14 protein-coding genes are annotated in these 23,277 nt (G+C 42.6%); 7 read left to right on the top strand and 7 right to left on the bottom strand.

Annotated features, from left to right (window positions below):
* Positions 1-142 precede the first annotated feature (142 nt).
* From R8P61_05200 to R8P61_05190, 3 genes are all read left to right on the top strand, one after another.
* Entirely contained in the window at positions 143-2,272 is a 2,130-nt protein-coding gene (locus R8P61_05200; GenBank protein MDW3646431.1) for a S8/S53 family peptidase, read from the top strand.
* A gap of 295 nt (positions 2,273-2,567) precedes the next feature.
* Positions 2,568-3,686, top strand: a complete 1,119-nt coding sequence (locus R8P61_05195; protein ID MDW3646430.1) for a tetratricopeptide repeat protein — start codon at positions 2,568-2,570, stop codon at positions 3,684-3,686.
* Between the two features lie 31 nt (positions 3,687-3,717).
* Entirely contained in the window at positions 3,718-4,908 is a 1,191-nt protein-coding gene (locus tag R8P61_05190) for a tetratricopeptide repeat protein (GenBank protein ID MDW3646429.1), read from the top strand.
* A gap of 95 nt (positions 4,909-5,003) precedes the next feature.
* Here the strand turns inward: R8P61_05190 and R8P61_05185 are convergent, their stop codons facing one another.
* The 4 genes from R8P61_05185 to R8P61_05170 form a co-directional block, all read right to left on the bottom strand.
* Positions 5,004-7,880 (bottom strand): PD-(D/E)XK nuclease family protein, encoded by a 2,877-nt coding sequence (locus tag R8P61_05185; protein ID MDW3646428.1) that lies wholly within the window; start codon positions 7,878-7,880, stop codon positions 5,004-5,006.
* 256 nt (positions 7,881-8,136) lie between these two features.
* Entirely contained in the window at positions 8,137-9,180 is a 1,044-nt protein-coding gene (locus R8P61_05180; protein MDW3646427.1) for a bestrophin family ion channel, read from the bottom strand.
* A gap of 2 nt (positions 9,181-9,182) precedes the next feature.
* A complete protein-coding gene (locus R8P61_05175) occupies positions 9,183-9,701 on the bottom strand; it encodes a class I SAM-dependent methyltransferase (GenBank protein ID MDW3646426.1) in 519 nt (172 codons plus the stop codon).
* A complete protein-coding gene (locus R8P61_05170) occupies positions 9,698-10,315 on the bottom strand; it encodes a TetR/AcrR family transcriptional regulator (protein ID MDW3646425.1) in 618 nt (205 codons plus the stop codon). The genes R8P61_05175 and R8P61_05170 overlap by 4 nt, the downstream gene beginning before the upstream one ends.
* Before the next feature lie 99 nt (positions 10,316-10,414).
* Between R8P61_05170 and R8P61_05165 the strand changes: the two genes are divergently transcribed.
* On the top strand, positions 10,415-10,828 hold the full coding sequence (locus R8P61_05165) for a hypothetical protein (protein MDW3646424.1): 414 nt from the start codon (positions 10,415-10,417) through the stop codon (positions 10,826-10,828).
* Positions 10,829-11,018: 190 nt separating this feature from the next.
* Here R8P61_05165 and R8P61_05160 read toward each other — a convergent pair whose 3' ends face one another.
* On the bottom strand, positions 11,019-17,135 hold the full coding sequence (locus tag R8P61_05160; GenBank protein ID MDW3646423.1) for an MG2 domain-containing protein: 6,117 nt from the start codon (positions 17,133-17,135) through the stop codon (positions 11,019-11,021).
* Between the two features lie 341 nt (positions 17,136-17,476).
* Positions 17,477-18,778, bottom strand: coding sequence for a hypothetical protein (locus tag R8P61_05155; protein MDW3646422.1), 1,302 nt, complete (start codon positions 18,776-18,778; stop codon positions 17,477-17,479).
* A gap of 395 nt (positions 18,779-19,173) precedes the next feature.
* On the opposite strand from R8P61_05155, the gene R8P61_05150 reads away from it, so the two are divergent.
* Positions 19,174-19,662 (top strand): hypothetical protein, encoded by a 489-nt coding sequence (locus R8P61_05150; protein MDW3646421.1) that lies wholly within the window; start codon positions 19,174-19,176, stop codon positions 19,660-19,662.
* 406 nt (positions 19,663-20,068) lie between these two features.
* Here R8P61_05150 and nadC read toward each other — a convergent pair whose 3' ends face one another.
* Entirely contained in the window at positions 20,069-20,926 is an 858-nt protein-coding gene (nadC, locus tag R8P61_05145) for a carboxylating nicotinate-nucleotide diphosphorylase (protein ID MDW3646420.1), read from the bottom strand.
* Between the two features lie 116 nt (positions 20,927-21,042).
* On the opposite strand from nadC, the gene R8P61_05140 reads away from it, so the two are divergent.
* A complete protein-coding gene (locus R8P61_05140) occupies positions 21,043-21,321 on the top strand; it encodes a hypothetical protein (protein MDW3646419.1) in 279 nt (92 codons plus the stop codon).
* A gap of 338 nt (positions 21,322-21,659) precedes the next feature.
* The gene (gene gpmI, locus R8P61_05135) at positions 21,660-23,195 is read left to right on the top strand and encodes a 2,3-bisphosphoglycerate-independent phosphoglycerate mutase (GenBank protein ID MDW3646418.1); all 1,536 of its coding nucleotides are present in this window, start codon (positions 21,660-21,662) and stop codon (positions 23,193-23,195) included.
* Positions 23,196-23,277: the final 82 nt, after the last annotated feature.

Below are 23,277 nucleotides of genomic sequence, written 5' to 3'. Positions count from 1 at the left end.
TTTGAGGAAAGAAATGCCGGGATAATTTAATAGTCTCTTTTCTCCACTTGTGCATCTATTCCTGCGATTGAGCACAATTTGCCTGTTTTTAGCCATTCAATTAAATAGTTTCGTCTCGATCAAATTAGAATTGAAAGCCTGTATGTCTCGGTACTTTAGAATTTTTCTTTTATTTCCTCTGCTTCTATCATTATCTCAGGCACAAACCCTCGGCTATTATACTTTCGAGGAGAAAAAGCCTATATATGAGACCAGAAGTTCTCTCTCCGTTTACTTTCAGGGAGCTTATTCCTGGCAAAAGATCATGAATACTTCGCATCCCCTGATTGAGGAAGTCCATGGTAAGAAGCAAGGAGCCACTCCACGAATTATTATTCGCCTTAAAGAACCTTCAGAGCAAAGTCTGGAAAAACTGATCCAGGAATTCTTCCCAAATCCCGAGATGGTAAAAGATGCTTCCTGGGGCTTTGAAATCAATGAATATTTGCCCGTATGGTTATCAGAGCAAATTCTCTTTGAACCGGGTGATAGTTGGGAGGATATACGTGTAAAGGAAATCCTGGACAAGTATACAGATGCAAAAATAGGACAGGACGAAGTCGGCCTTTATTTTATAGAGGTTTCCAAACTTATGCATAGCCTGGATTTGGCCAATGAACTCTTTGAATCCGGTATGGTGAATTGGGCTCATCCCAACTTTATGGCTAAACCGGTATTGTATCATACCCCAAGCGATCCCAAATTCTCGGAACAGTATACCCTGCATAATACCGGACAAACCGTAGACGGACAAACCGGAACTGTTGATATGGATATTGATGCCGTAGAGGCCTGGGATATTACTTTGGGAGATGACTGGGTAATCGTAGGAATGGTAGATGAAGGAGCAGAGCCTCATGAAGATATGAAAGATCCCAGCGATAATTCAGACCGGGTTCTCAGTGGGTTTTCGCCAGCAGGTACCGGAAACGGAGAACCTCAATTTTCATATGAAGGTCATGGCGTCTCTATTTCAGGAGTTATCGCCTCTACCCATAATAACCTGGGAGCAGCAGGTTTGGCTCCCAATTCCCGGATTCTTCCGGTTTATGTCGAAGCAGACCCTTCTACCCTCCTGGGTTATGTAGCCACCGGAATGGAATGGATTTGGAACCAGGGAAAGGCACATATCATCAATAATTCATGGGGATATCCTTCTTGCGACCCCAATTTGTTCCCGGCCATTATCAGCGCAATTGACAATGCCCAGACTTTAGGGAGAAATGGAAAAGGAGCCATCGTTATTTTTGCTTCTGGCAAAAATGATCCTGGCAGAACATGTGTAAACTTTCCCGGAAATAATCCCATTGTTTTCACGGTAAACTCCATAACAAAAACCGGGGATCTTCCCCCCTATTGTCCATTTGGGCCGGAAGTTGATGTCTGTGTACCCGTAAGCGATGACCAGTCAGATATCAGAACTATAGACCGCATGGGTGCCTTGGGTTTTACAACGGGAAATTATGTAGACGAAGCCGGAGGAACCTCAAGTGCTTGTGGATTTGCTTCCGGAATCGCTGCATTGATCATTTCCGTGGATTCAAACCTTACGGATGTTGCTGTAAAAAGTATCCTGACCAGCACAGCTATTGATATGGGAAGTCCAGGTTTAAATGATTCAACAGGTTATGGCAGACTCAATGCTTTTGATGCCCTTAGCGCTGCTATGGGAGGATTTCCGGTCGAATGGTTGGAATTCACGGGTAAAATAGAGGAAAATAAGGCCCATTTATATTGGGCTACTGCTCTAGAAAACAATAATGCATATTTTGAAATTCAAAGGAGTCAGGGAGGAGCTTTTGAAAAAATCGGGAAAGTAGCGGGAGCTGGAAATAGCACAAATATCCAGGACTATACCTTCACTGACCCCTCACCTTTCCCTCTTAAAAATTACTATCGTCTCAAGCAAGTTGACCAAAATGGAGCATTTTCTTATTCAGAAGTTTTGGAACTGAAACAAGCCCCTGCAGACCGATATTTTATCAATTCTCTTTACCCCAATCCTGCCAAAGATCAAGCTAAGCTTGAGTATTTTATTCCCCTACATAAACAAGCGAAACTGGAAATTGTAGATGTACAAGGGAGAAAAATATTAGAAGAATCCCTACGAGGGGCGGCAGATATTCAAACAAAAGTCATTAATTTAAATGACTGGAATTCAGGACTTTATTTTCTTATTCTACGAACTCAAAAAGGAATTTCATCCAGTAAAAGCTTCCATATACTTCCCTAGGCTAGTTTATCCCGACATATAAAAAATTCAATAAGCTTTAGGGCTTATATGGAAAATCATGAATTATCCCGTCTTATCAAAAAGGCGGGATAATTCTGCTTTGAAACTCAAACGAAAACGCGAATGGTAGCAAATTTCTTTCCATTCAATTTTGTGTAATTAATAATTGTTTCCTACCTTCATCCTGAATTAGGAGTGAAACACCTTAACAATGAGCAATTTAACCCTTTGCACTTAAAGTGAAAATTTAACAAAAAACTTCTTCCTTTTTCGGAAAAAGCTAAATCCTAAGAAAATGACTCGAAATCTTTTGCTTTCAGCGCTCATTCTCTTTCCTCTTTGGATTAATGCGCAAGATCGAAATCCAACCATCCGGTCTTTTCGCGCCGAAAAATTGTATCTGGAAGGTCTACAACAATTCAAAAACAGACAATTCTATGATGCGATTGAGACCTTTGACAAAGTTGTGGAATTGAATGACAAGCATCCCAATGTTTATGAAGCACGTGGAGATGCCTACTATCAATTAGAAAAATTCGAACAGGCTTTGAGTGACTACGAAGAAGCCATAGACCAGGACCCTGACAATGCCAATCTTTGGAATAATGCCGGTGTTGCTGCTGGAGATATGAATATGTTTCGGGCAGCTGCCAACTATTTCTTTGAAGCCGTTCAGATAGATCCCAATAATAAAGATGCTAATGATAACTATCTGGAAGCCAGAAGGCTACTAAATGATGAAGGCATTGCCTATGAAGAGCCCAAACGGCCCAGGAACTGGCGAGATGAGGATGATATTTATAATGGGACCTACGGAAGTGGCTATGGAGATTCCGGACGCGACAGGGACCGAGATCGTGATCGCCCCTGGGATAGCCGAGATAGCGACGATGATCGGAATTCTTCAAGTAGTAGCAGTACCCGTCCAAGCAAATACAATCCTACCCGTCCCGGAGATAACAAAAACCAGGATTTGGATCGCTTCAACAATGAAACTCGAAACAGCAAAAGAGATTATAAATACACCAGTTCTATGATCAGTGTGGGCCCCAGAACTGATATACAGTTAAAACTGGATCAGGTTTGGATTACCAAGAACTCTACCATGCTGAGCTTTAGCTTGAAAAATCTGAGTGATAAATCTTTCCCTGTAAAACTGGCAAAGCAAAATAAAAGTGGCGCCTGGTACATAACGGACAGATCTTTTGGAAAAACCTACAGACTCAAAGCCATCAAAAGTCTTGATGGATGGGCACAGGGAAATTCCTACAACCTCAAAGCCCGTGGAACGAAAGTTTTCATTGCTGAATTTGAAAGACTGGATGACAATGTATGGTTTTTCCACTTGTTGGAAGGGAAAACTACCAAGCCCGGTGCATGGAATATGTACGATATTGAATTGAGTCGCAATTAGTTATAGCTTAAACAACAGACTATACAACACAATGAAATCATTAAGAATTTATTTGTTTGGCCTCCTTAGCTTTTTGATGCTAAGTCCTGCTATTGCACAAAATGAGTCAGAGCGATTTATGGAAAGAGGGAAAGAGGCTTATTTTGATAGAGATTACGAACGCGCAGTTTCTTATTTCGAAGAAGTTGCTCAAATAGATGCCTACTATAAAGACCTCTATGAGCTTAGGGGGAATGCATTTTTCAAATTGGGAGAATATCGCGAAGCAGAGCTGGACTACCTGGAAGCTCTTGAACTTTTGCCCAAGCCAGACAGAGGTTCCAGTCGCAGGGTGGGAGATGATTTTGTCCTCCTCGATCCCAATGGCGATGAAGATTTGAATCAGCGCTATGCAAGACTTTACAATAATCTGGCAGTTACCCGATTTAAAATGGGGAAAAGAACAGCAGCCGAAAAAGCTTTTGAAACAGCCAGAAACTATGACCCGGATTCAGAAGTCATTCGCGACAATGAGCGCAGTGCTGATTATGATCGTTCAAATGAACTTCAAATTGTAGACGAAGCTACCATCAATAAGCGTAAAAGAGGCGGAAGAGATAGCCAATCAGATAAGGCAAAGCAAGGATATGAGAATGAATTTAACCGCAGACCCGTATCTCTTTGGGAAACTAGCGACCGTGATGCCTACTCAATGATGATTGATGTCCGAGAAGCTCGTGAAGAAGAAGTTGCCAGAGATGAAATGGATGATGATGATCCCAAGGATGAGAATATCTTTGATCGCTTGCTAAAACCCAAAGTTTTCATCAAAAGGAAAGTGAATAAAAGAGGAAAGACTTACAGAAATCCTGAATTTTTGGGAGCCTCTCAAAACTATCTGGACATAGAAAGAGTGGTAATTACAGATCGCTCGACCTTTGTTCGTATTAAAGTAAGCAATGCCAGCAGAGATTCTCATTGGGTAAGTTTAGCTCCAAAATCATCTTCTGAGGCCTTCAAAATTGTTGGGAGGGGAAGTAATCGCCATAAAACTTATAAGCTGAGAGCTGTAAAAGACATGGCTTTCTATCCCAATACAACTGAACTCAAGCCCAACGGTTATCAATACTTTACCCTCGAATTTGAAAGAATCGATGACAATATCGGTTTCATCAATATTGTAGAAGGAAAGAACCAGAGAAATGGTGCCTGGAACTTTTACCAGGTAGATTTGAGAAGATAATAAGGCATTTTCTCAAGGAAAAAATCCTGTCGCTTTTCGGAGCAGCAGGATTTTTTCTTTTGGGTAAATATCCCCTTCAATTTTATATCGTTTCCCTAATTGGTTCTGCGATTACAAATCGCATTATACGGACAATAACTACACTTGGACTCATCCTCCGTTTGCGTGTAGTTCTCCGTGTACATCCTTTCTATGAGCACGAAAAGCTTTGATTCAAAGGCCTGCAGTTCCATATCTCCGATCTCAGCACCTTGCCGCAAAAACTGTATTCCATCACTCAAATGCCGAGCCGTGTAGTAGCCTACCTTTACCCGGGCATCCGGAAACTTTCGCCGATATAACCAGGCATATAAATATCCCTGGAACATCTCCTTGTTTTTCGAATCGCTGAAAATCTTGTCCAGATCAGCTCTATTATTCAAGGCAACTTTACCTGTCTTATAATCCAGTATTCGAACGCTTTTTGTTTCACTCAACTGATCTACGCGATCCAGACTACCATTGATGGCAAAGTGCTGTCCTGCTACTTCCAGTTTCTGTTCAAACTCATCAGCTTCCAGACCGATCACCTGAAAAGCCTGACTCTCTTTATCTTGTTTCAACATGCGGCTACATAGCCGCATGATTACCCGGTGCAAAAGCAGGTTTTTTCCCTGCAAATCCTCTACTTTCCCCAATCCATTCTCAACAAACTTATCCGCCACTACCCTATCCACAGATTTCAGGAGATTGTCGATCAGTTTTTCATCTACTTCTTTTCCTGCATGAGGTTTGTACAGCTCCTCCATAGCTTCGTGCAGTACCGTTCCCAGCGTATTTGCCTGCATACTTTCCTCTACCTCATCTGCTTCCTTGATCCGAGCCAGGTATTTAAAATAGAATTTCAGGGAACAACTAATCCAGGTATTTAAAGCGGTTGCAGAAAGGTAGTTTCTTCCTCCTCCTGAAAAACGCCCTCGAAACAATCGTTTGGTATCGATATCAGAGGCAATCTCTATGCTGGCTTGTTCCGAAAAGGGAGCAGCCGTACTTACGAGTCCTTCATGGATATGGAAATTGTTTTGCTGGCGAAAGAAATGTCGGATCTGGCGGATAAATCGACTGAGCTCTTTGGCACTTCCCGTCGAATCACTCACTACGGAATTGTAGATCAGGTGAACTTCTTTCGTTCTTTGAAGCAGACGGTAAAAATGGTAGGCATAGATCGCATCCTTTTCCTCATAGGTTGGCAGGCCAAATCCTTTCCGTAGATTATATGGGATGAAGCTATTTCCCGAACTGGTATCCGGAAGATTGCCTTCATTCGCAGCCAGTATATAGACTTTTTCGAAATCCAGAACACGGGTTTCCAAAAATCCCATCAATTGCACCCCTTCCAAAGGTTCCCCTTCAAACGGAATTCGAAGCTTCTGGACAACCTCTCGGAATAAGCGGGTAAAACCCAGCATACTCAAATCTGGCTTATATTTTAGTAAAACATCCTGTAGCTGGTTGAAGGACAGGCTGAATTTGAATATATACTCTGTTTCCAGATAATTCTGTCTGACCTGTGCATCGGTCAGAAGATAATCGAATACTCCTTTGCAATAGTCCAGCAGTTTTTTGAGATCGACTTTCCGAGTCGTAAAGTCAGGTGGGGAAAAGATATGCTTGAGCAAATCATCCAACTCCCGCTTTTTCAACTCTTTGCCTGAGATATACACCCAATTGTGCTTGTTGATCGCAAACTGAATCTCCTCACTCAGTTCCGTCTGAGCAGATTTGACATAAGGATTATTGAGGATCTCGCTGACGTCTTTATGCGAAAAGGAAAGCTCATTTTTCTCCCTTCGCATATTTCTCAGCAGCCGCATCACACTCATCAGAAGGTTGAATACATTGGTTTGCCGCAAGGGAAAACCCATGGTGATGTTCAGCTTGTCGATATGGGAAGGAAGGGCATAGAGTACGGGGAATAAGAGCTTTTCGTCTGCCAATACCAGGGCAGTTTTCCGAAAATCTTCTTCTGCTATCTTATTGTCTCGTAAAAGATTGCCGAGGTACTGCGCTTGACCGACTTCCAAGGGCACTCCGGTATGATACACATTCTTCTCCTCATTCATCATATCATGGACAATCAGATGGCTACCGATATCCTTCCATTTCTTATGATATTCCTGAATAAATTTTCCAGGTTCCTCTCCCGTCATCAGGGCCTCTTTTTTCAGGGTAAAATAGGCTTGATCTACATCCCAGTACACGCGTGCGCGTTTCTCTTTGAGGAGAAGTTCCATCAATTTTTCTTCCGCTCTTGATAAAGCATTGAAACCTACAAAGATGATTTGGGGATAAGGCAGTTCTAATTTTCCTTCTTCCAGGAGGCCGATGATATTGCGGTAGGCCATTCCATCATAAGAATAACTCTCGCTATTTAGTTTCTCACGAAAGCCTTTATAGATATCATGCAATACCTGCCAAATCTTGAGGAATTGTTCCTGCACTTCCGTCAGGTCTTTTCCTTTCCCTTGCAATGTTTCCCAAAAACGGCGAATCGGCTCCAGGTCCAGTTCATCTAAATGGAAAAATTCATCGATCTCCTTTAGCTCCCGGATATTGCGAAAAAGATCTCCTGCATTGACGAGATACTTATCGATTTCGTCAAAATCCTTCACCAGCATTTCCCCCCAGGCATAAAAAGATTCCAGGGATTCATAAAAGCTGGGATTATCCTCCCGCATCCGGTCCAGGTAAACTTTGTATAGCTCGAATACCAATGGCATGGTTTCGGGAAATTCACGTCCACTGATCCCTCTTACAAAGTCCTGAATAGAAAGCATTTTAGGTGCCCAGATACTTTCCCGATATTCTTCACGAATGGCTTCACGCAGAAATTCAACAGCCCGACGCGTAGGAACTACAATGCATAGTTCAGAAATTCCTTTTCCGTAGTCGCTTTTGAGTTCTGCTATAATCTGTTGGAGGAATGTACGCATGTAGCTGGGCCCTGTCTGTGTCTCTATTTATGCTGAGAAATAAGGCCAAAGGTACTATTTATTGTGTAATTCTCATGGGATTTTGAGTTTATTAAATGTCATCCCAAGCGAAGTCGAGTGACCTCTACAGTGAGGTAAAAATCACCTATTGAATGAGCATCGGCTGTGCCAGGCTTAAGGGGTTCAGACCCTTCCACTTTGGTCGGGCTGAGAGGCTTACTACCAATCCAAAATCAGCGATCTCTAGCTAAAATACCTACATCAAAATATGATTGTGAGCCTGGACAGGTTTAGGCAAATCACTTTCCTCCAGCATTTCTCTTAAATCTATCTCAATGGTCCGACTCAAAGCTGTCATAGGGATATCATTGGCTCCTCCTTCAAAGGGATTTTCCGTAGAAGTTCCAATCTTCTCCATCGTATGAAACACCCAACAGACCAGGGTACTGAAAGGAATCGTCAACCAGACGGTCATTCCCTGGAAAAAACCATCTATATCCGAAGAAAGCTCTGCAAAGGGACTCAAGAGTCCAAAGGGCACGAAGAGAATAAATATCCAGACAAAATAGAGGTTGATTGTAGCGAACTGACGGGGATAGGGGAAATTTTTGATCCGTTCACACTTACCTTGTTGGGTAAAGAAGTCCTTGAGCATATTTTCCATCTCAACATGTCTGAAATCATCGATCAGGCCTCTATCTCTCAGTTCAGCTAAATCCCGGGATTGCAAACTCAGCAACTGAGTCGCTCGATTCTTTTTCCCCAACACATAAGCTTTGTCATCAGGATTAATAAATGGATTCAACTCCTCCTCTAACTTATTCTCCCATTCCGGCACTTTATATATTTCCCGGTATTCTTCATTGGCTTTTTTATTCATGTTTTCCCAGGCTTTGGGCTGCCTGAGTTGGAAGCGCAAAGCTGTAAGCCATCCAATATGTCTGTATATCAACCTTCTATGGGCCTCATGCAAATCACTTTCTGAAGCTCTATGTTCAGCATGGGTATTGGAAACAAAGTCCCGGGCCATGATTCCCCAGGTCCTGCTGGAGTTTACGATAGCTCCCCAGATTTTACGTGCTTCCCAGAGTCGATCATAGGAGGCATTGTTTTTAAAACCTATGAGGAAGGCTACAGCCGTACCCAATAATGCGATAGGCAACCAGGTAATGGCGATCCAGCTCATCCCCACTATCTCATATAAGATTACAGGGATAGCTGCTAATACGAAAAAGATGAAAATCTCTCTCCTTGTCCAGGTGATGACTTCCTTTAAACTAAATTTTTGTCCGGCATGCATAATTAAGGTCTTATGTGAGCAGCGTAGATTTTATTATGATAAAGAGAAGGGATTTCTCCCAGTTTTTCAAATTGATGATATCCCAGCTCTGCAAAAAGCTCTTCCAGGGCCTGTGGTTTGATGGGATAAGGCACCCAGCTATTACTTCTATCCGTATCGTATTCTATGATCAGAAAGGATGCTTCGAATTTATCTATCCAGGTTTGCAGGAAAGAGGCTTTGTCCTGAACATAATGAATAGCATTGGCCATCATAATTCCGTCAAGTTGAGCTAAACCATCTGGAATTTGGCTGAAGTCCCCTGCCTGGGTCTTGATATGCGTTGAAGCTAGCTTGGCAGGAATATTTCTCAAAGAACTGGCCGATTGATCGATGGCAAGTATCTCACTATTTTCAGGCAGAACATGGGCAAGGGCCTTTGTAAAGGTTCCCTCTCCTGCACCCAAATCCAACCAGAATTGAGGATTATCGCCTTTTATTTCCAAGTCAGAGATCAGTCCGATAGCCGTTTCTATTTTCATACAGGCATTTCTTTTTGAAGACGATCAAAGTAGGCTAAATACTCTTTTCTTGCGGCGGAACTTAAATAAGGTTCCAGTCTGCCGCAGCACAACTGTAAATAATGAATCATTTTCTGCTGCTCATTGCCTTGAAAATGAATTTCTGCATCCACTGCCCAGGAATTATTGAGCACATAACCTACCTCTATGATTCGATCCAACTCCTCTTCACGAATGTCCTTCCGCAATACTCCTTTCTCCATATAGATTTTCAGGGACTGAAAGGCGAAAGATTTTTCCAATTCGTAGCGTTGCAGGTACTTTTCTTTTATGCTGGGGTAATGACTGAGAATCTCAAAAAGATTAAGAAAGAAGAAGCGGTATTTGGCCTGGATGTGAAACAAAGCCTGATGGGTTTCGAGGAAATAACTGACTTTCGCATCCTCAAAAGGAATTTCAGAAATCAACTTATGTACTTCCTCCACCATGGAATCATACAAAAGCTCTATCAAACTCTCTTTCTTTCTAAAGTGGTAATTGAAATTACCCTTACTGATTTCCAGCTTTTCACAGATATTCTCTACTGTAACCGTCCTAAAGCCCTGTTCATTGAACAATTGAAGAGCTGTGTACAAAATTTTCTCTTTCGTCTTCACTTCCCAAAAATAAAAAATTAGTACACTTGTACAAATCAATATTTTCTAGTACAATTGTACTAGAAAATAAGTTTACCTATGAATAGCCTTAAAGTTCACAATTATTATTACCTGGCTGCTGCTGTACTTTCCATACTTGCTGCCCTGGGACATGCGATTTATACCCATCAGTTGGTCCTTCCCCAATTGGAAGTCTCGAACCTGGATCGATTTGGGCAGGATTCTAATTTTATGAGTTGGCATCTGTCGACTTCGACCTCTATCGTTTCTGCTATTGGCTTGTTTATCATGACTGTTTATAGAAATCGGCAAGCCACTATTCCTTTGGTTGCCTTAGTTGTCGGTATCAATGCAGGACGATATCTGATTTTTCTGGGAATGGCTTTCTTTCGAAATGGAGAGCTTTTGCGGGATGCTTTGCCTAATACCCTTTTTATGCTGGTATACCTGGGCGTGATGCTTTTGGGGATTCGGTATGAAAAGAGGCGGTAATAAACCTTAATTCCTGTCAAGCTGAGCGAAGTCGAAGCATCTCCCTTGAACTGGGAAGCCTTACTCCTTCGATTTAGGGAAAGGATTTAGGTCCCTCCACTAGAATCGGAATGACAAGGGGTTTGTGAAAAACATGTAGGGGCAGGGGCAGCTCATGAGCTGCCCCTACCATATACATAATAAATATATCCTATTTCACCTGTACACGAATTCCCTCTGAATGCGAGGTAAATTCCGGTGCATACATGGATTGAATGCTGGTGATGCCGTTGGAGAAATCTCCGGTCTGAGTAGCTACCAGGTCGTACTCAAATACATGGGTTCCTTTGGGCAGGTAATCAAAGAAGAAGTGCGTAGCCACATCTCGTGTACTTTGATACCAACCCAATCCTGCCTTATACTTATAGCGGGAAAGGGTTTCTGTAGGCTCAAAAGCTGCTGCTCGCATGTCTTTCATGTGAACATACTCCATGGCTCTATCTACCCTGAGTTCTACTCGTACTGTTACCTTATCGCCTCTTTCGATCTGGCTGCTATCTGTGATAGCGATTAGCTTGGGACCTTCCGGGCTATTCTTCTTAAGGAAGAGTTGCTTTTTCAGGGATAAAGGTGTTTCGGCAAAAGTGATCTTATCCAATTGCTCGAAATACTGCCAGTACATAGCTCCCCAGGCAATGCCCTTGTCTTTTTTATTCAGGCTAATCGTCGCTTTTTCAGGCGTGATTTCCTTCGCGGCCCATGAGGTTTTGAAATACCCCGTCCCTGCTTCTACTTGCGCATCTGGACGAGTTTTGGGATCTATGCTTTCGCCCCCAACCACTATCTCTACCAATTCACTGGACTCCAGCCAGTCTGTACCGCTGGAAAGCAAAGCATTGATAGCCGCTACAGTCGCACGGGTTGTCTTCCAGTCATTGGTCTGCTTATTCTTGAGCAACCAGATTTTCAATTCTTCAACCGCTTCTTCATCCTTGCCTGCTTCCTGAAATGCCTCGAGCAATAAGGAATGACGCTCGATAGGAGCCTGGTACCAATACCATCCACTATTCACATCTTTCCAATACATGCCCAACTCCTCATTGAATACCGCATTTTCCTTCAGAGATTTCAGGATATCAGCAGATACCTTGGGATCACCTGATCTATGATTAAAAAGTGCCAACATGCCCTGCATGTATTTGCTCTTGCTCAACCAGAATTTTTTCGACTGTCCCGCATAGTAATTATAGGCCTCCACATTTTTAGGAGCTACAGGAACATTGGGATAGAAGGAACGTGCATACAAATATTGAATCTGTGTGTATCCCAGATGATCTTCTTCCAGATTGGCTTTGTATTTTTTGAGGTTCTGGTAATCCTTTCTGATCTGGTCGTCCAAATAAGTCAGTCCTCTTGCTCCAATTCCATTGATCTCTGGATTGCCGCTATTTACTCCCAGCTTATCCATGTGTCCAATACCCGTAACGATCAGTTGGGTGATATATCGACTGTCTCTCATGCCCGGGAACCAGGAGAAAGCTCCATTACCATTCTGACGCTCTTCCAATTGCTTATTCGCTTTGGCGAATTCTGACTGCATGCGATTCAGGTCGAATAGGAGACCGATTCGTCTTTTACGCTCAGACTCCGAACGGGCATTGAGTACCCAGGGAGTTTCTTCCAACAAGACAGCTTTGAGTTCCTGATTCTTTTCCAGATTAGAAAGCAGGGCTCCCTGATCTTTGCTCAGTTTTTGTGCATCCAGTTTCCATTGATTGAAAATCTGCTGCACACGTGGAGATGAATTGGCGACATGTGTGGCCAAAGCATTTGCATAAAAACGGCTGAAGATCTGCTCGGTACACTCATGGGGATATTCCATCAGGTAAGGCAATGACTGAACTGCATACCAGGCAGGATTGGAACTAAACTCCAAAGTCAGATTGTGATGTTTGAGGGTTTCAGAATCACCTGAATTTGCCAGCTTTTTAAAGGTGAAGGTTTTTTGCTCTTCTCCTCGAACGGCTAAAGGCAAAGACTCTGTAACCAACATGCTGTTTTTCAGGATCGGCAAGACATTTTCCTCCCCATCTGAAAATTCGCCGGCAGAAGCAATTACCTGGGTAACTACTGCCTGTACATTTTCCGGCACTTCTATTTCCCAACTCACGACCGTACTCTGGCCTTCTTTTACCTCAAACTTCTGCTCCTTATTATTGAGTGCGAAATAATTCTCAACGGGCTGCATAGTCAAAGCATCCAGCAGACGAACTTCTGCCTTTCCACTTAAAGCTTTTTCACTCAGGTTGGAGATTTTAGCGGTAAAGGCCAGTTTATCACCTTCTCTCAGGAAGCGTGGCATATTGGGGAAAACCATCAGTTCCTTTTGGGTAACTGTATTTCCTCCTATCGTACCTACTTTGAGGTCCTGGGTATGGGCCAAACCGAGGAATTTCCATCGGGTAAGGGCCTCGGGTATTTTGAAACTCAGGACGACTTCTCCTTCTTCATTGGTTTCCAGTTGGGGAAAGAAGAAAGCGGTTTCCTGCAGATTGGTTCGGATGGGTACTTCGGAAGTGGGCTTTTCTGGAGCATCTTCAGCTGTAGAAATAGAATCCCCCACCTCTTTATCATAAAGATCCGGGACTCCGTCATTATCTGACTCTTCCAAAGACATATAGTTGGCCTGGCCTGCTACCACCTCATCCGCCATAGGCGCAGGTGCAGACTCCATAGGAGCACCAGGTCTTGAAGCTCTGCTTCTAACACTCCTTGCCCCTACAGCCTGAGACTTCATCATCATCTCTCTTCCACCATATCCATAGGCAGAAATAGCGATCAGGCGATCGTAATCTCGGGCATTATAATATTTGCGAGGAGGATAAGGCAAATCAGATATCCGGTAGGAGTTGTTCCAGCCAAAGCCGTAGTCTGCATTCCAGACAGCACTTGAATAATTGCTGCCGTATAGACTCATGCCGAAGTAATTGCTGCGAAATTCATCCAAAGACTCATCATAAAGGCTGGCGACCATTTCGGCAGCTACTTTTTCTCCTTTGGGTCCACTGATTTTCAAGCGCCACTCTTCTTCCTGTCCAGGACTCAATTTGCTTCTGAAGGTAGACCAACTCAGCTTTAATTGCTTATTGGTCCAGGGGATGCTGATATTTTTGCGTTCAGATTTGAACTCATTATTATAAATAGTATACACCCCGACTCCCAAGCCGCCTCTATGTTCTTCTCTGATAGGGATATTGATCTTTTCCCCCTTCTTTCCTTTGAGGCGGATATAATCACTTTGCAGGACCTTTCCTCCCTGACTAACTTCATATAATACCCAGAGACGTTTGGCTGAGCTTTGAATACTCAAGACGGCTGTTTGGCCTGGCTCATAGGCTTTGCTTTCTATATTTGCCTCCAACACTACAGGAACCGATGGGCTCTTGTCTCCGGGATCTTCATAACTGAAGAATTTCTGCAATTTCAAGTCTTCACCGGAAGGATCTTTGACCGTCAGGATCACTTCATATTTCCCATTTTTGGCTCCTTGCAATAAGTCATCAATGCCAACTTTGGTCATCCCGTCCAGATCCAGCTCTTTGGTTTTCAATTCAGTTTTGGGCCAATTTTGAACCTGGTCTTCATCTTTATAAACAATGCTGGGGAATTTCTTAGTGAATTCCTCTTTGCTCATTATTGGCTGATCCGGAGCTGGCCATTTTCTTGCACGAAAAATCTGCTTGGGTGCTTCTAGTTGATTGATGGTCAAGGTTCCTTTTGCAGTCAAAGGACTACCATTGTGATTGACCGTATTGATTTTCAGGCTATCAGCTTTCCCTTGCCAAACGATATCCGAAACTGTCATGCTCAAATCAAGGCTGGTATAAGCCACCTGTACATAGGCTTGAGCAGAATGGGTTTCACCACTGATATCCACAACATCCGCATATACTCTATAATAGAATACCGGCAGGAACTTTTTATCGATTTTCTTGTCAGGTTCAGCCGTAAAGCTAATGCTGAATTTTCCTTCTACATCTGTTTCTGTCTCTCCATTGGTGATTTCCTTTTCGCCTCCAAAACGGGGATATATTCTCCGTCCTCTCCATCCCCCATACCAATAGGGGAAATTTGCTCCTCTGACTACGCGGTAGCTAACTTTGGCTCCATCTATATTGGAACCGGCAAAGGCTTTCGCAAAGCCTTTTACTACTACCTTATCATTCAGGCTATATTCTCCTTCAACCGGATCAAAGGCTACCTCAAATTTAGGGCGTTTGTATTCTTCTACGCTCAAATCTGTGTAGCCTCCATCTGTACTGATGGACATACGGCCGGTCAATCCATTATCGGGCGCAGTAAAACTACCCTGTACCGAACCATAATCATTGGTTCTTAGCTTAAGTTTTTTGATTTCCTGGCCATTCACATCATTGAAACGAATCTCCAATTCCTGACTCTTTTTGAGCGTATGGCTATTTTGCATGGATTCCATGGCAATCCCCTTGAAGTATATGGTCTGGCCAGGACGGTATATTTTTCTGTCGGTGAAAAAGTGAACTACCTCACGTACTCTTGCTTCGCCATAAGGACGTCCCCGATAACGATAGGCTTTGCTCGAATACAGAACATCTTTTTTATGCTTGATGATGTACTGTGCCCTTCCATATTGCTCCTGATAATCGAAGGCAATAAAGCCTTCTTTATTGGCAGTGAGGGTAGAACCCTGCTTTTTCATTTTCTCTGCTCGCCGACTCTCTTCAAACACTTGCAATTTTGCACCGGATAGAGCGGCTCCTGTTTCCCGATCGCGGATATACATGCCTTGCTTTCCAGACGAAATTCCGCTTTGGAGGAAAAAAGCGATCCCACTCACCTGAAATTCCTGGTGCTGAATCAGGTCCTTATCCAATTCAAATTTATCATTAAAAGAAGCCAGTAAAACATAGCGCCCATTTTTCAATTCATCCATCGCAATCTCTGTGCTATGTCCCTGATAATCCTTTTCATTTTTAAGATCGATGGACCAGTTCCTGACCGAACGGCCTTCTTTTAGGAGCTTCTTGTAATAGTTGTTCTGATTACGGGTATTGCTCAGCTTTTCGCTAAGTTCTACGATACGGAAGCAAACAGACTCAGGATTTTTATAACTGATTTTGGCCAGGATAGGCGCATTGGGAGGATAAACCTCTTCCATGCTAAGTTCAAGGCTGGGTCTTTCTATGCTAATCTTGAGATTCTCTGCTTGACTGGCTCCGAAGGTCTCTGGATAATCCCGGATGATCTTTTCACAAAGCTCCAATGCCTCTTTTTTCTCCCAACGATGATCTTCCCCTTCTTCTGCATTGTATTTTGAACCAGCATTCGCTTTCAAAGAAGCTATTTCAAATAGGACTTCCCCGCTAATAGGTTCTTTAGGAGCTACTTTTGCCAGCCTTTCCAGCTCTGTCTTAAAAGCTGCTTCTTTCTCTACATCTTCTCCCGTAGCGTGATTCTTGATGTATTTCAGGCGCTTGAGTTCGACATCTATAAATGCCTTATCATTTTTTCCTTTATGCTCTGCAATCAATTCCTGAAAGAGCTTGAAGGTTCTGATTTCTCTTGCGAGCTTTTCTGGTTTGTCCCAGCTCAATTTTTGGAACTCATCAGATGAGACCATAAGCGGCTCAAAATTGAAATCAAAGGTCTCGATAGGATCAATGATTCCATATTGCCGAGTAACCAAATAATCCAGGGCCTTGTGGGCCAATAGGTCGTACAAAGTCGGGCGATAAAGCTCAGAATCTTTGGCCTTGACAATGATAGCCTCAAAATCGCGAACCGGAAGTTTTTGCAAAGCTTCTTTCTCTTTGAGAGATTCTTCATACAAACAGATGATCTCTCCCTGGAAAGTCCGTGCATCCCAGGTTTGAAAATCCGTACTGGCTTCGGCCAATTGTGTACGATTGAGGATCTGGTAGCGATTGTTTTGATAATAATTCCAGTAGGCAGTCGCCAGCAGAGAACTCAATATTTGTTTATCAGGACTTTTGGCTTTAGCGATCTCAGCCTCCAGCATACGAATCGCCAGAGAATCTGATTTTTCCTGGATAATACTTTCCAGTTTGATCTGTTCGGCCAGTGCCTTGATATTTTGTTGAGAATTTTCCTCCGTTATAGCCTGTGTGCGAATTTCAGTTACGAGATCTAGCGCACTACGTGTCAGGCCCTTATTTAGCAAGGAGTCGACTCTTTTCCAGGAGTCAGAATAGTTTATGTTTTGTGCCAAAATGGATGAGTGGAAAAAAAATAAAAGTATACTACAAAAAGTCGTGATGCGGAATTTCATTGTAAAGGGATTGTTTGTTGTTGCTGCGATGTGGCTGTGAAATTCAAATAGGGAATCAGTTTTGTGTCAGAGGCAAGGCTTCATGTTTTTTAGTTTATACCCCTGATATTCAAGCTCATTGATAAGATAGTATTTTTCGAATAATTCCATAATATTCCTAAATGGAATTTCGACTTGGTATTGGTTTTACTTTCAATCTCCCTTGTCTTTGCGAGCCCTAAGCTCCGGCGAAGCAATTTCCTTGAATACAATTAACAATTGATGGTTCAGGGGATTGCTTCGCTCATAATATGAGCTCGCAATGACAGCCTATGCTGTATGTCTCAAACTCCCCTTCCAACTCACCTACTAATAACCCTAAACGTACCATTTGGCTGCTTCTTGTATTCATATCTGCCAAAACGTACGGTCTCCCCGGCTTTTAGTTCGTCCAAATGATATAAGTCACGTGTATCTGTATGGATGGAGCCGCCGGTAAAACTTGCGAGGGTCAGGTAGTGGGGATGAATGTAATTATTGGCTACCAACTTTCCACTATTCCGCCCTACTCCTCTTTGCTTGACTTTTTTATTTCTGAAAAGCAGGATACGAATGGGTTTCTTCAGGCGAAGTAATAATTTCAGGTCTCGGATAGAAGTATTTCGATCCGGGAGAAAAATAATGTCCTGGTAGTCAGATAAACTTCGTGAAGCCACCAATAAAGCCTCAATGTCATTTTCAGCGGGATCTCCCCCCAGGCCATTTTTCCTCACCTTATACATAAGGCGTAAAATCTTATCAAAATCATAAGGTCTTGAATGGTAAATGCCCCCGGTTTTCCCAATTTTCTTGCCGCCATGCGGGGTCCAGTTTCCATCATTAAAAAATACCAAATGCTTGATCCGGTCCTGATCCGTTTGTCTTCTATACCAATTAAGGACCGTTGCCCGATTTACATACATACTAGCTGTCCAATCCATAACTACCAGCATATCTTTCCATTCCGGATGCCGGCGCATGATTCGAAATACACTGGAGTCCTTCAATTTCCCTACTTTCCCGTAAATGATAGAGGCAATTTCACCCATTTCCGGATGCTGTTTTAGGAAATCAGGCAGAGAATCACTGGGTTGAATATATCGAGGCCTTTGGGGCTTCACCTTAACTTTCACTTCCTTTACAATTTCTTCCGGCACATCTTCCAGCGGTCTTCCCGGTTCCAGCCTTAGTACAAAGCCATGAAAGTATTGCATGGCTTCTGGTTCAGTCTTACATTCGGTTTGAAGCACATAGCGCCATTTGACCCCTGTTTTGTGAAATAAGCTGCTATCCAATCTGTGTAATGAAGCCAACCTCCCTCTCATCAGCACATCATAATTGGTCCTCCATTTACTCGTGTCCTCCGGATATTTGGTAAAAACCAAATCTACACTATACACCTGATCCCAGAGTGCATTCTGTACATCTTCCATATTGAGGATCTGATCCCGGGCATAAGCCATCTGAATCAAAAGTACCTTTCCACTGTTGATGATAGCCTGATCGGGAATCGGATAAATGGGCTGCTCTACTATTTGTATGTCATCGGGGAAAGGAAAGGAATCCTGCCCTTTCACTATATAAAGGGAGAGGAAAAGAAATGAGCAAAGGAAGAAAAGGCGCATATACTAATAAGTCTTGGTAGCCCGAAAGATACAAATTAAGGTCGGGGATTTCCTTTCGGGTCTGCTTATGAAACAATTATTCAAAAAAAATAAAGCTGATGCGAAGGATTCTTCTGGAAGTCGCGTCTAAGGATATATAAGGTTTTATGAGTTAATGTTAATAGGGAGCCTCAAGATCACTCGAAAGAATTATTTATTCCCTATCTAGTACTAATGCCCGATATCCTCTCCGGATTCGGGCTTTTATTTTTTAAGGAATTTTGTCCAGAGTAGAAAATGACTTAACTTTAAATTAACACTACTTAACAATTTCTTAATTTTAGTAAGACTCTGTGGGAAAAGCCGAAAAAAAGCTCAAAGCATGCAAGAAGTCCAGCAAGGATTTAAAAAAATCTTTGAAAGAAAGCTTCAAATCTGAGCGAAAACTTAACCGAAAAGTAAATAAGCTTGAAGCAAAGCTAAGCAAGCTATCTAAAAAATATAAAGCCTTAACAGAAGCTCATGAAGATTTGTTAAAGGCGGAAAAAAAGAAAGCTCCTAAAAGCAAAAAATCCCCTAAGGTTTCCAAAGACCCAAAGGAAAAAGATCCTAAAAAAGGGGGGAGCAGCAAAAAGCCTTCATCTCCTGTATCTCCTAAGCCTAAAAGCGAAGCTTTTCCCTGGGGATCAGGTGATTCTGCTAGCAAAGAGAACCTCAAACGGATCAAAGGAGTAGGTCCAGCCACCGAAAAGAAATTGAATGCCATTGGCATTTTTCAATACGCCCAAATAGGAAACCTAAGTGCTACTGATGTGCCCACCTTAGCAAAGGCTTTAGAGATAAATGTGAGTATGATAGAAAGAAATGAATGGATCAAGCAAGCTAAAAGCCTATCAGGAAACTAAATACATCTAGTCTAAAAATATAACCAGATCTTAAATAAAGGGACCAGAGAGAATGTTCTTCATTTATAGGAAGTCGATAGTCTATAGATAGTGTTCTCACAGTACTGGTTCCTTCTTTTTTTGTTTTTCCCTTTTTGTTTGGGTGGTGATTTTGGGGCTTGTTTCCATCTTTTTTATTTGGGTTTATTTCCACCTTTTTAGAAAAGGTGGAGCCAAAATCGCAGCGCCAAGAACCAGCCGCACTTAGCCGCCCCTTTTCCCGATTGGCGCTGCCGGGGCCTCGCTGCTGCATCGGGTGCGGGGGCCGGAATGTGTGCCGGCTTTGCAGCAGCTTGATTTTTGCTTCTTTTCATCTAAGGAAAAGAAGAAGAAACTAACCTTATCTAAAGAAAAAAGAATAAAACCCTTATTTCACCGCCTTCAGACTAATATCCATACTCTTCACAGAATGAGTCAACGCTCCCATAGATATATAATCGACTCCGGTTTCTCCTACTGCTTTCACTCTTTCTACTGTAATTCCCCCTGAAGCTTCGGTTTGAGTTCTACCGTCGATCAATTCGACAGCTTCTTTCATCATTTCCAAAGACATATTGTCTAGCATAATGCGATAGACTCCTCCCTCATCCAGGGCTATCTTTACTTCTTCAAGATTGCGGGTTTCGACTTCTATATTAAGATCAAGATTGTGAGCTTTCAGATACGCTTTACAGGCCTGAATAGCCTGTGGGATACCGCCCGCATAATCAATATGGTTGTCCTTGATCATCACCATATCATACAGCCCGAAACGGTGATTTACTCCTCCTCCAATATGAACGGCCCATTTTTCGAGATGACGGATCAGGGGAGTCGTTTTACGGGTATCCAGCACCTTACATTTCAGGCCTTCCAACTCCTTACTTACTTTATGGGTGTAGGTTGCGATTCCACTCATGCGCTGCATGATATTTAATACCAAACGCTCTGCCTGTAAAATGGATCGGGGATCTCCACTTACATAAAAGGCCTCATCTCCATATTTTACTGATGTACCTTCCTTGAGAAGATCTTCCATCTCCAATTTCGGATCTACTTTTTCAAAGATTCTTCTGGCAATTTCCATACCCGCCAAAATCCCCTCATCCTTGATCAGGCATCTGGCTTTGGCATGCAGGCCTTCAGGTATAGTAGAAAGGCTGGTATAATCACCAGGACCAATGTCTTCCTGAAGAGCGGCTGCTATGATTTGATCGGTGCGAGGGTCATTGAGAAAATCAGGCATAGATATGATTGCTTTATTAGGCCGTAAAAGTCCTGATTAATTTGCAAAAATAAAAAGCGGTTCTCGTCTGAGAACCGCTAGGTAATTTTTTTGAAAAGATTTCAATAATAAAGCTTGTGCTTAAATTCTCAATTATATCATTCAAACCTTATTTCTACTACCTCATCATTTCGATTGTTCATAAAGATGTTCACATCAAACGAACCGCTTCGGCTTCGGTAACGACCTATAAGGAATGTCGTATCACCGGTATCTCCTTTGTGTCTCAGGCTGAAACCATCAGGGGGGTATTTCTGGAAAAAGTCTCTCATCACGTGTCTGGCCTGCGATCTATTATATACGCGAGTCGTACCGTTAATGGAAATCTCGACACGCTGTGCGAAATAATCTGCTAGTTGGTCTGCTTTTCCTTCGACTAAACTCTCCGTGACCGTGTTGAAGGTGCGGCCTGAAGGCTGTGCGCTTACAAGCTCTAGACTCACCATCATCGTGATGAAAAGCAAAGTTATGGTTAAGAAAAATCTCATACTTTCGGAACTGTGAAATCAATCATTTGCTTTCGGATGTAAGTAGTACCATAACCGTGCCAATACAATGGGGTGGAAAGTTTTTCACGAATTTCAGTACTATAAAATTGTCTTTTTTTAAATCCAGCTAATAAATATCTGGGCTTTATAGGCTAGAAATAGCAAAAATGTTGCCAGCACTAGCCAATAAATTATACCTTTGCCCCATGAATTCTGGAAAAGTAATTTTAATCATCCAAGACGGTTGGGGAATTGCAGATAATCCTGCAGTTAGCGCCATTCAATCCGCGAAAACGACCTTTTATGACAAAGCCCTCAAAGAGCAATCAAGCTGTAAACTTGAGGCCTCAGGCAATGCTGTCGGCCTTCCGGAGGGTCAAATGGGCAACTCAGAAGTGGGTCATATGAATATTGGTGCCGGGAGGATCGTTTATCAGGATTTGGTGCGAATTAACCATGAAATAAAATCGGGAGAATTCGCAAAAAACCAGTCTTTTCAGGAATTGCTTTCCTATTGTAAAGACAAAAATAAGCCCCTTCACCTACTTGGGTTATTAAGTGACGGTGGCGTTCATAGTAGTATCGATCATTTAAAGGGGATCATAAGTTTCCTTGCCAAAGAAAATCTTGCAGGAGTCTACATTCATGTCTTTACAGATGGAAGAGATACTGCACCCGATGGAGGAAAATCTTATATAGCCGATTTGGAAGCCCATATGAAAAAAGAAGGCTGTGGAGAGATCGCCACGATTATAGGAAGATACTATGCCATGGATAGAGATAAGCGCTGGGAAAGAGTGAAACTGGCTTATGATCTTTTGATTGAAGGTAAGGGAAAAGCCTTTACTTCTGCGGCCGATGCGATCCAGGCTTCTTATGATGCTGAGATTACAGATGAATTTGTTGAAGCATCAGTTATAGTAAAAGATGGTGTTCCTGTCTCAAAGATTGCCGATGGAGATGCCCTCCTCTTTTACAACTTTCGTACGGATCGAGGAAGACAATTGACTCATGTACTCACGCAGGAAGATATGCCCGATGCTGGAATGAAGACTTTAGACCTTCATTATGCAACCATGACCCGCTACGATGAGAAGTTTCAGGGATTACATGTTTTATATGAAAAGGACCAGATAAAGAATGGCCTGGGAGAATACCTTTCTAATCAGGGGAAAAAACAGATCCGGATAGCAGAAACTGAAAAATATCCTCATGTTACCTTTTTCTTTAATGGAGGAAGAGAAGAGCAAATGCCCGGAGAAGCATACATGATCTGTCCTTCTCCCAAAGTAGCCACCTATGACCTTAAACCGGAAATGAGTGCCTATGATATCCGGGACAAGATCATTCCGGAGATTGAGAAAGGAGAGGTTGATTTCGTATGCCTAAACTTCGCCAATCCTGATATGGTAGGGCATACAGGGGTTTTTGAGGCTGCTGTAAAGGCCTGCGAGACCGTTGATGCCTGTTCTGAAGCTATCGTAAAGGTTGCGATGGAGCAAGGCTACAAAGTCCTCCTTACTTCCGATCATGGCAATTCTGATAAAATGCAGAATTCAGATGGGAGCCCTCATACAGCCCATACAACTGCTTTGGTACCTCTTATTCTATTTGATCCGGAAAATACCTATCGACTTAAGCCTGCTACGGGTAAACTAGGAGACCTGGCTCCCAGCATCCTCACGCTCATGGGACTAAGTATACCGGAAGAAATGTCGGGAGATATCCTGATAGAATCCTGATTCCTTTAAAAAAATGTCAGATTCTCGTGGCAAATAAATCCAAAAAGCAACATTATCTTCTCATGTTAGATTTAGCCCTTAC

Source organism: Bacteroidia bacterium (assembly GCA_033391075.1).
Lineage (GTDB): Bacteria > Bacteroidota > Bacteroidia > J057 > J057 > JAWPMV01.
The sequence above is the reverse complement of the archived record's forward strand: the minus strand, read 5'-3'. Positions and strand labels throughout refer to the sequence as shown.

Excerpts from the sequence above, each read along its gene's own strand:
- R8P61_05200 (MDW3646431.1), top strand. The coding sequence starts at position 143 with ATGTCTCGGTACTTTAGAATTTTTCTTTTATTTCCTCTGCTTCTATCA.
- R8P61_05185 (MDW3646428.1), bottom strand. The coding sequence starts at position 7,880 with ATGCGTACATTCCTCCAACAGATTATAGCAGAACTCAAAAGCGACTAC.
- R8P61_05180 (MDW3646427.1), bottom strand. The coding sequence starts at position 9,180 with ATGCATGCCGGACAAAAATTTAGTTTAAAGGAAGTCATCACCTGGACA.
- R8P61_05165 (MDW3646424.1), top strand. The coding sequence starts at position 10,415 with ATGAATAGCCTTAAAGTTCACAATTATTATTACCTGGCTGCTGCTGTA.
- R8P61_05190 (MDW3646429.1), top strand. The coding sequence starts at position 3,718 with ATGAAATCATTAAGAATTTATTTGTTTGGCCTCCTTAGCTTTTTGATG.
- R8P61_05195 (MDW3646430.1), top strand. The coding sequence starts at position 2,568 with ATGACTCGAAATCTTTTGCTTTCAGCGCTCATTCTCTTTCCTCTTTGG.
- nadC (MDW3646420.1), bottom strand. The coding sequence starts at position 20,926 with ATGCCTGATTTTCTCAATGACCCTCGCACCGATCAAATCATAGCAGCC.
- R8P61_05155 (MDW3646422.1), bottom strand. The coding sequence starts at position 18,778 with ATGCGCCTTTTCTTCCTTTGCTCATTTCTTTTCCTCTCCCTTTATATA.
- R8P61_05160 (MDW3646423.1), bottom strand. The coding sequence starts at position 17,135 with ATGAAATTCCGCATCACGACTTTTTGTAGTATACTTTTATTTTTTTTC.
- R8P61_05175 (MDW3646426.1), bottom strand. The coding sequence starts at position 9,701 with ATGAAAATAGAAACGGCTATCGGACTGATCTCTGACTTGGAAATAAAA.
- gpmI (MDW3646418.1), top strand. The coding sequence starts at position 21,660 with ATGAATTCTGGAAAAGTAATTTTAATCATCCAAGACGGTTGGGGAATT.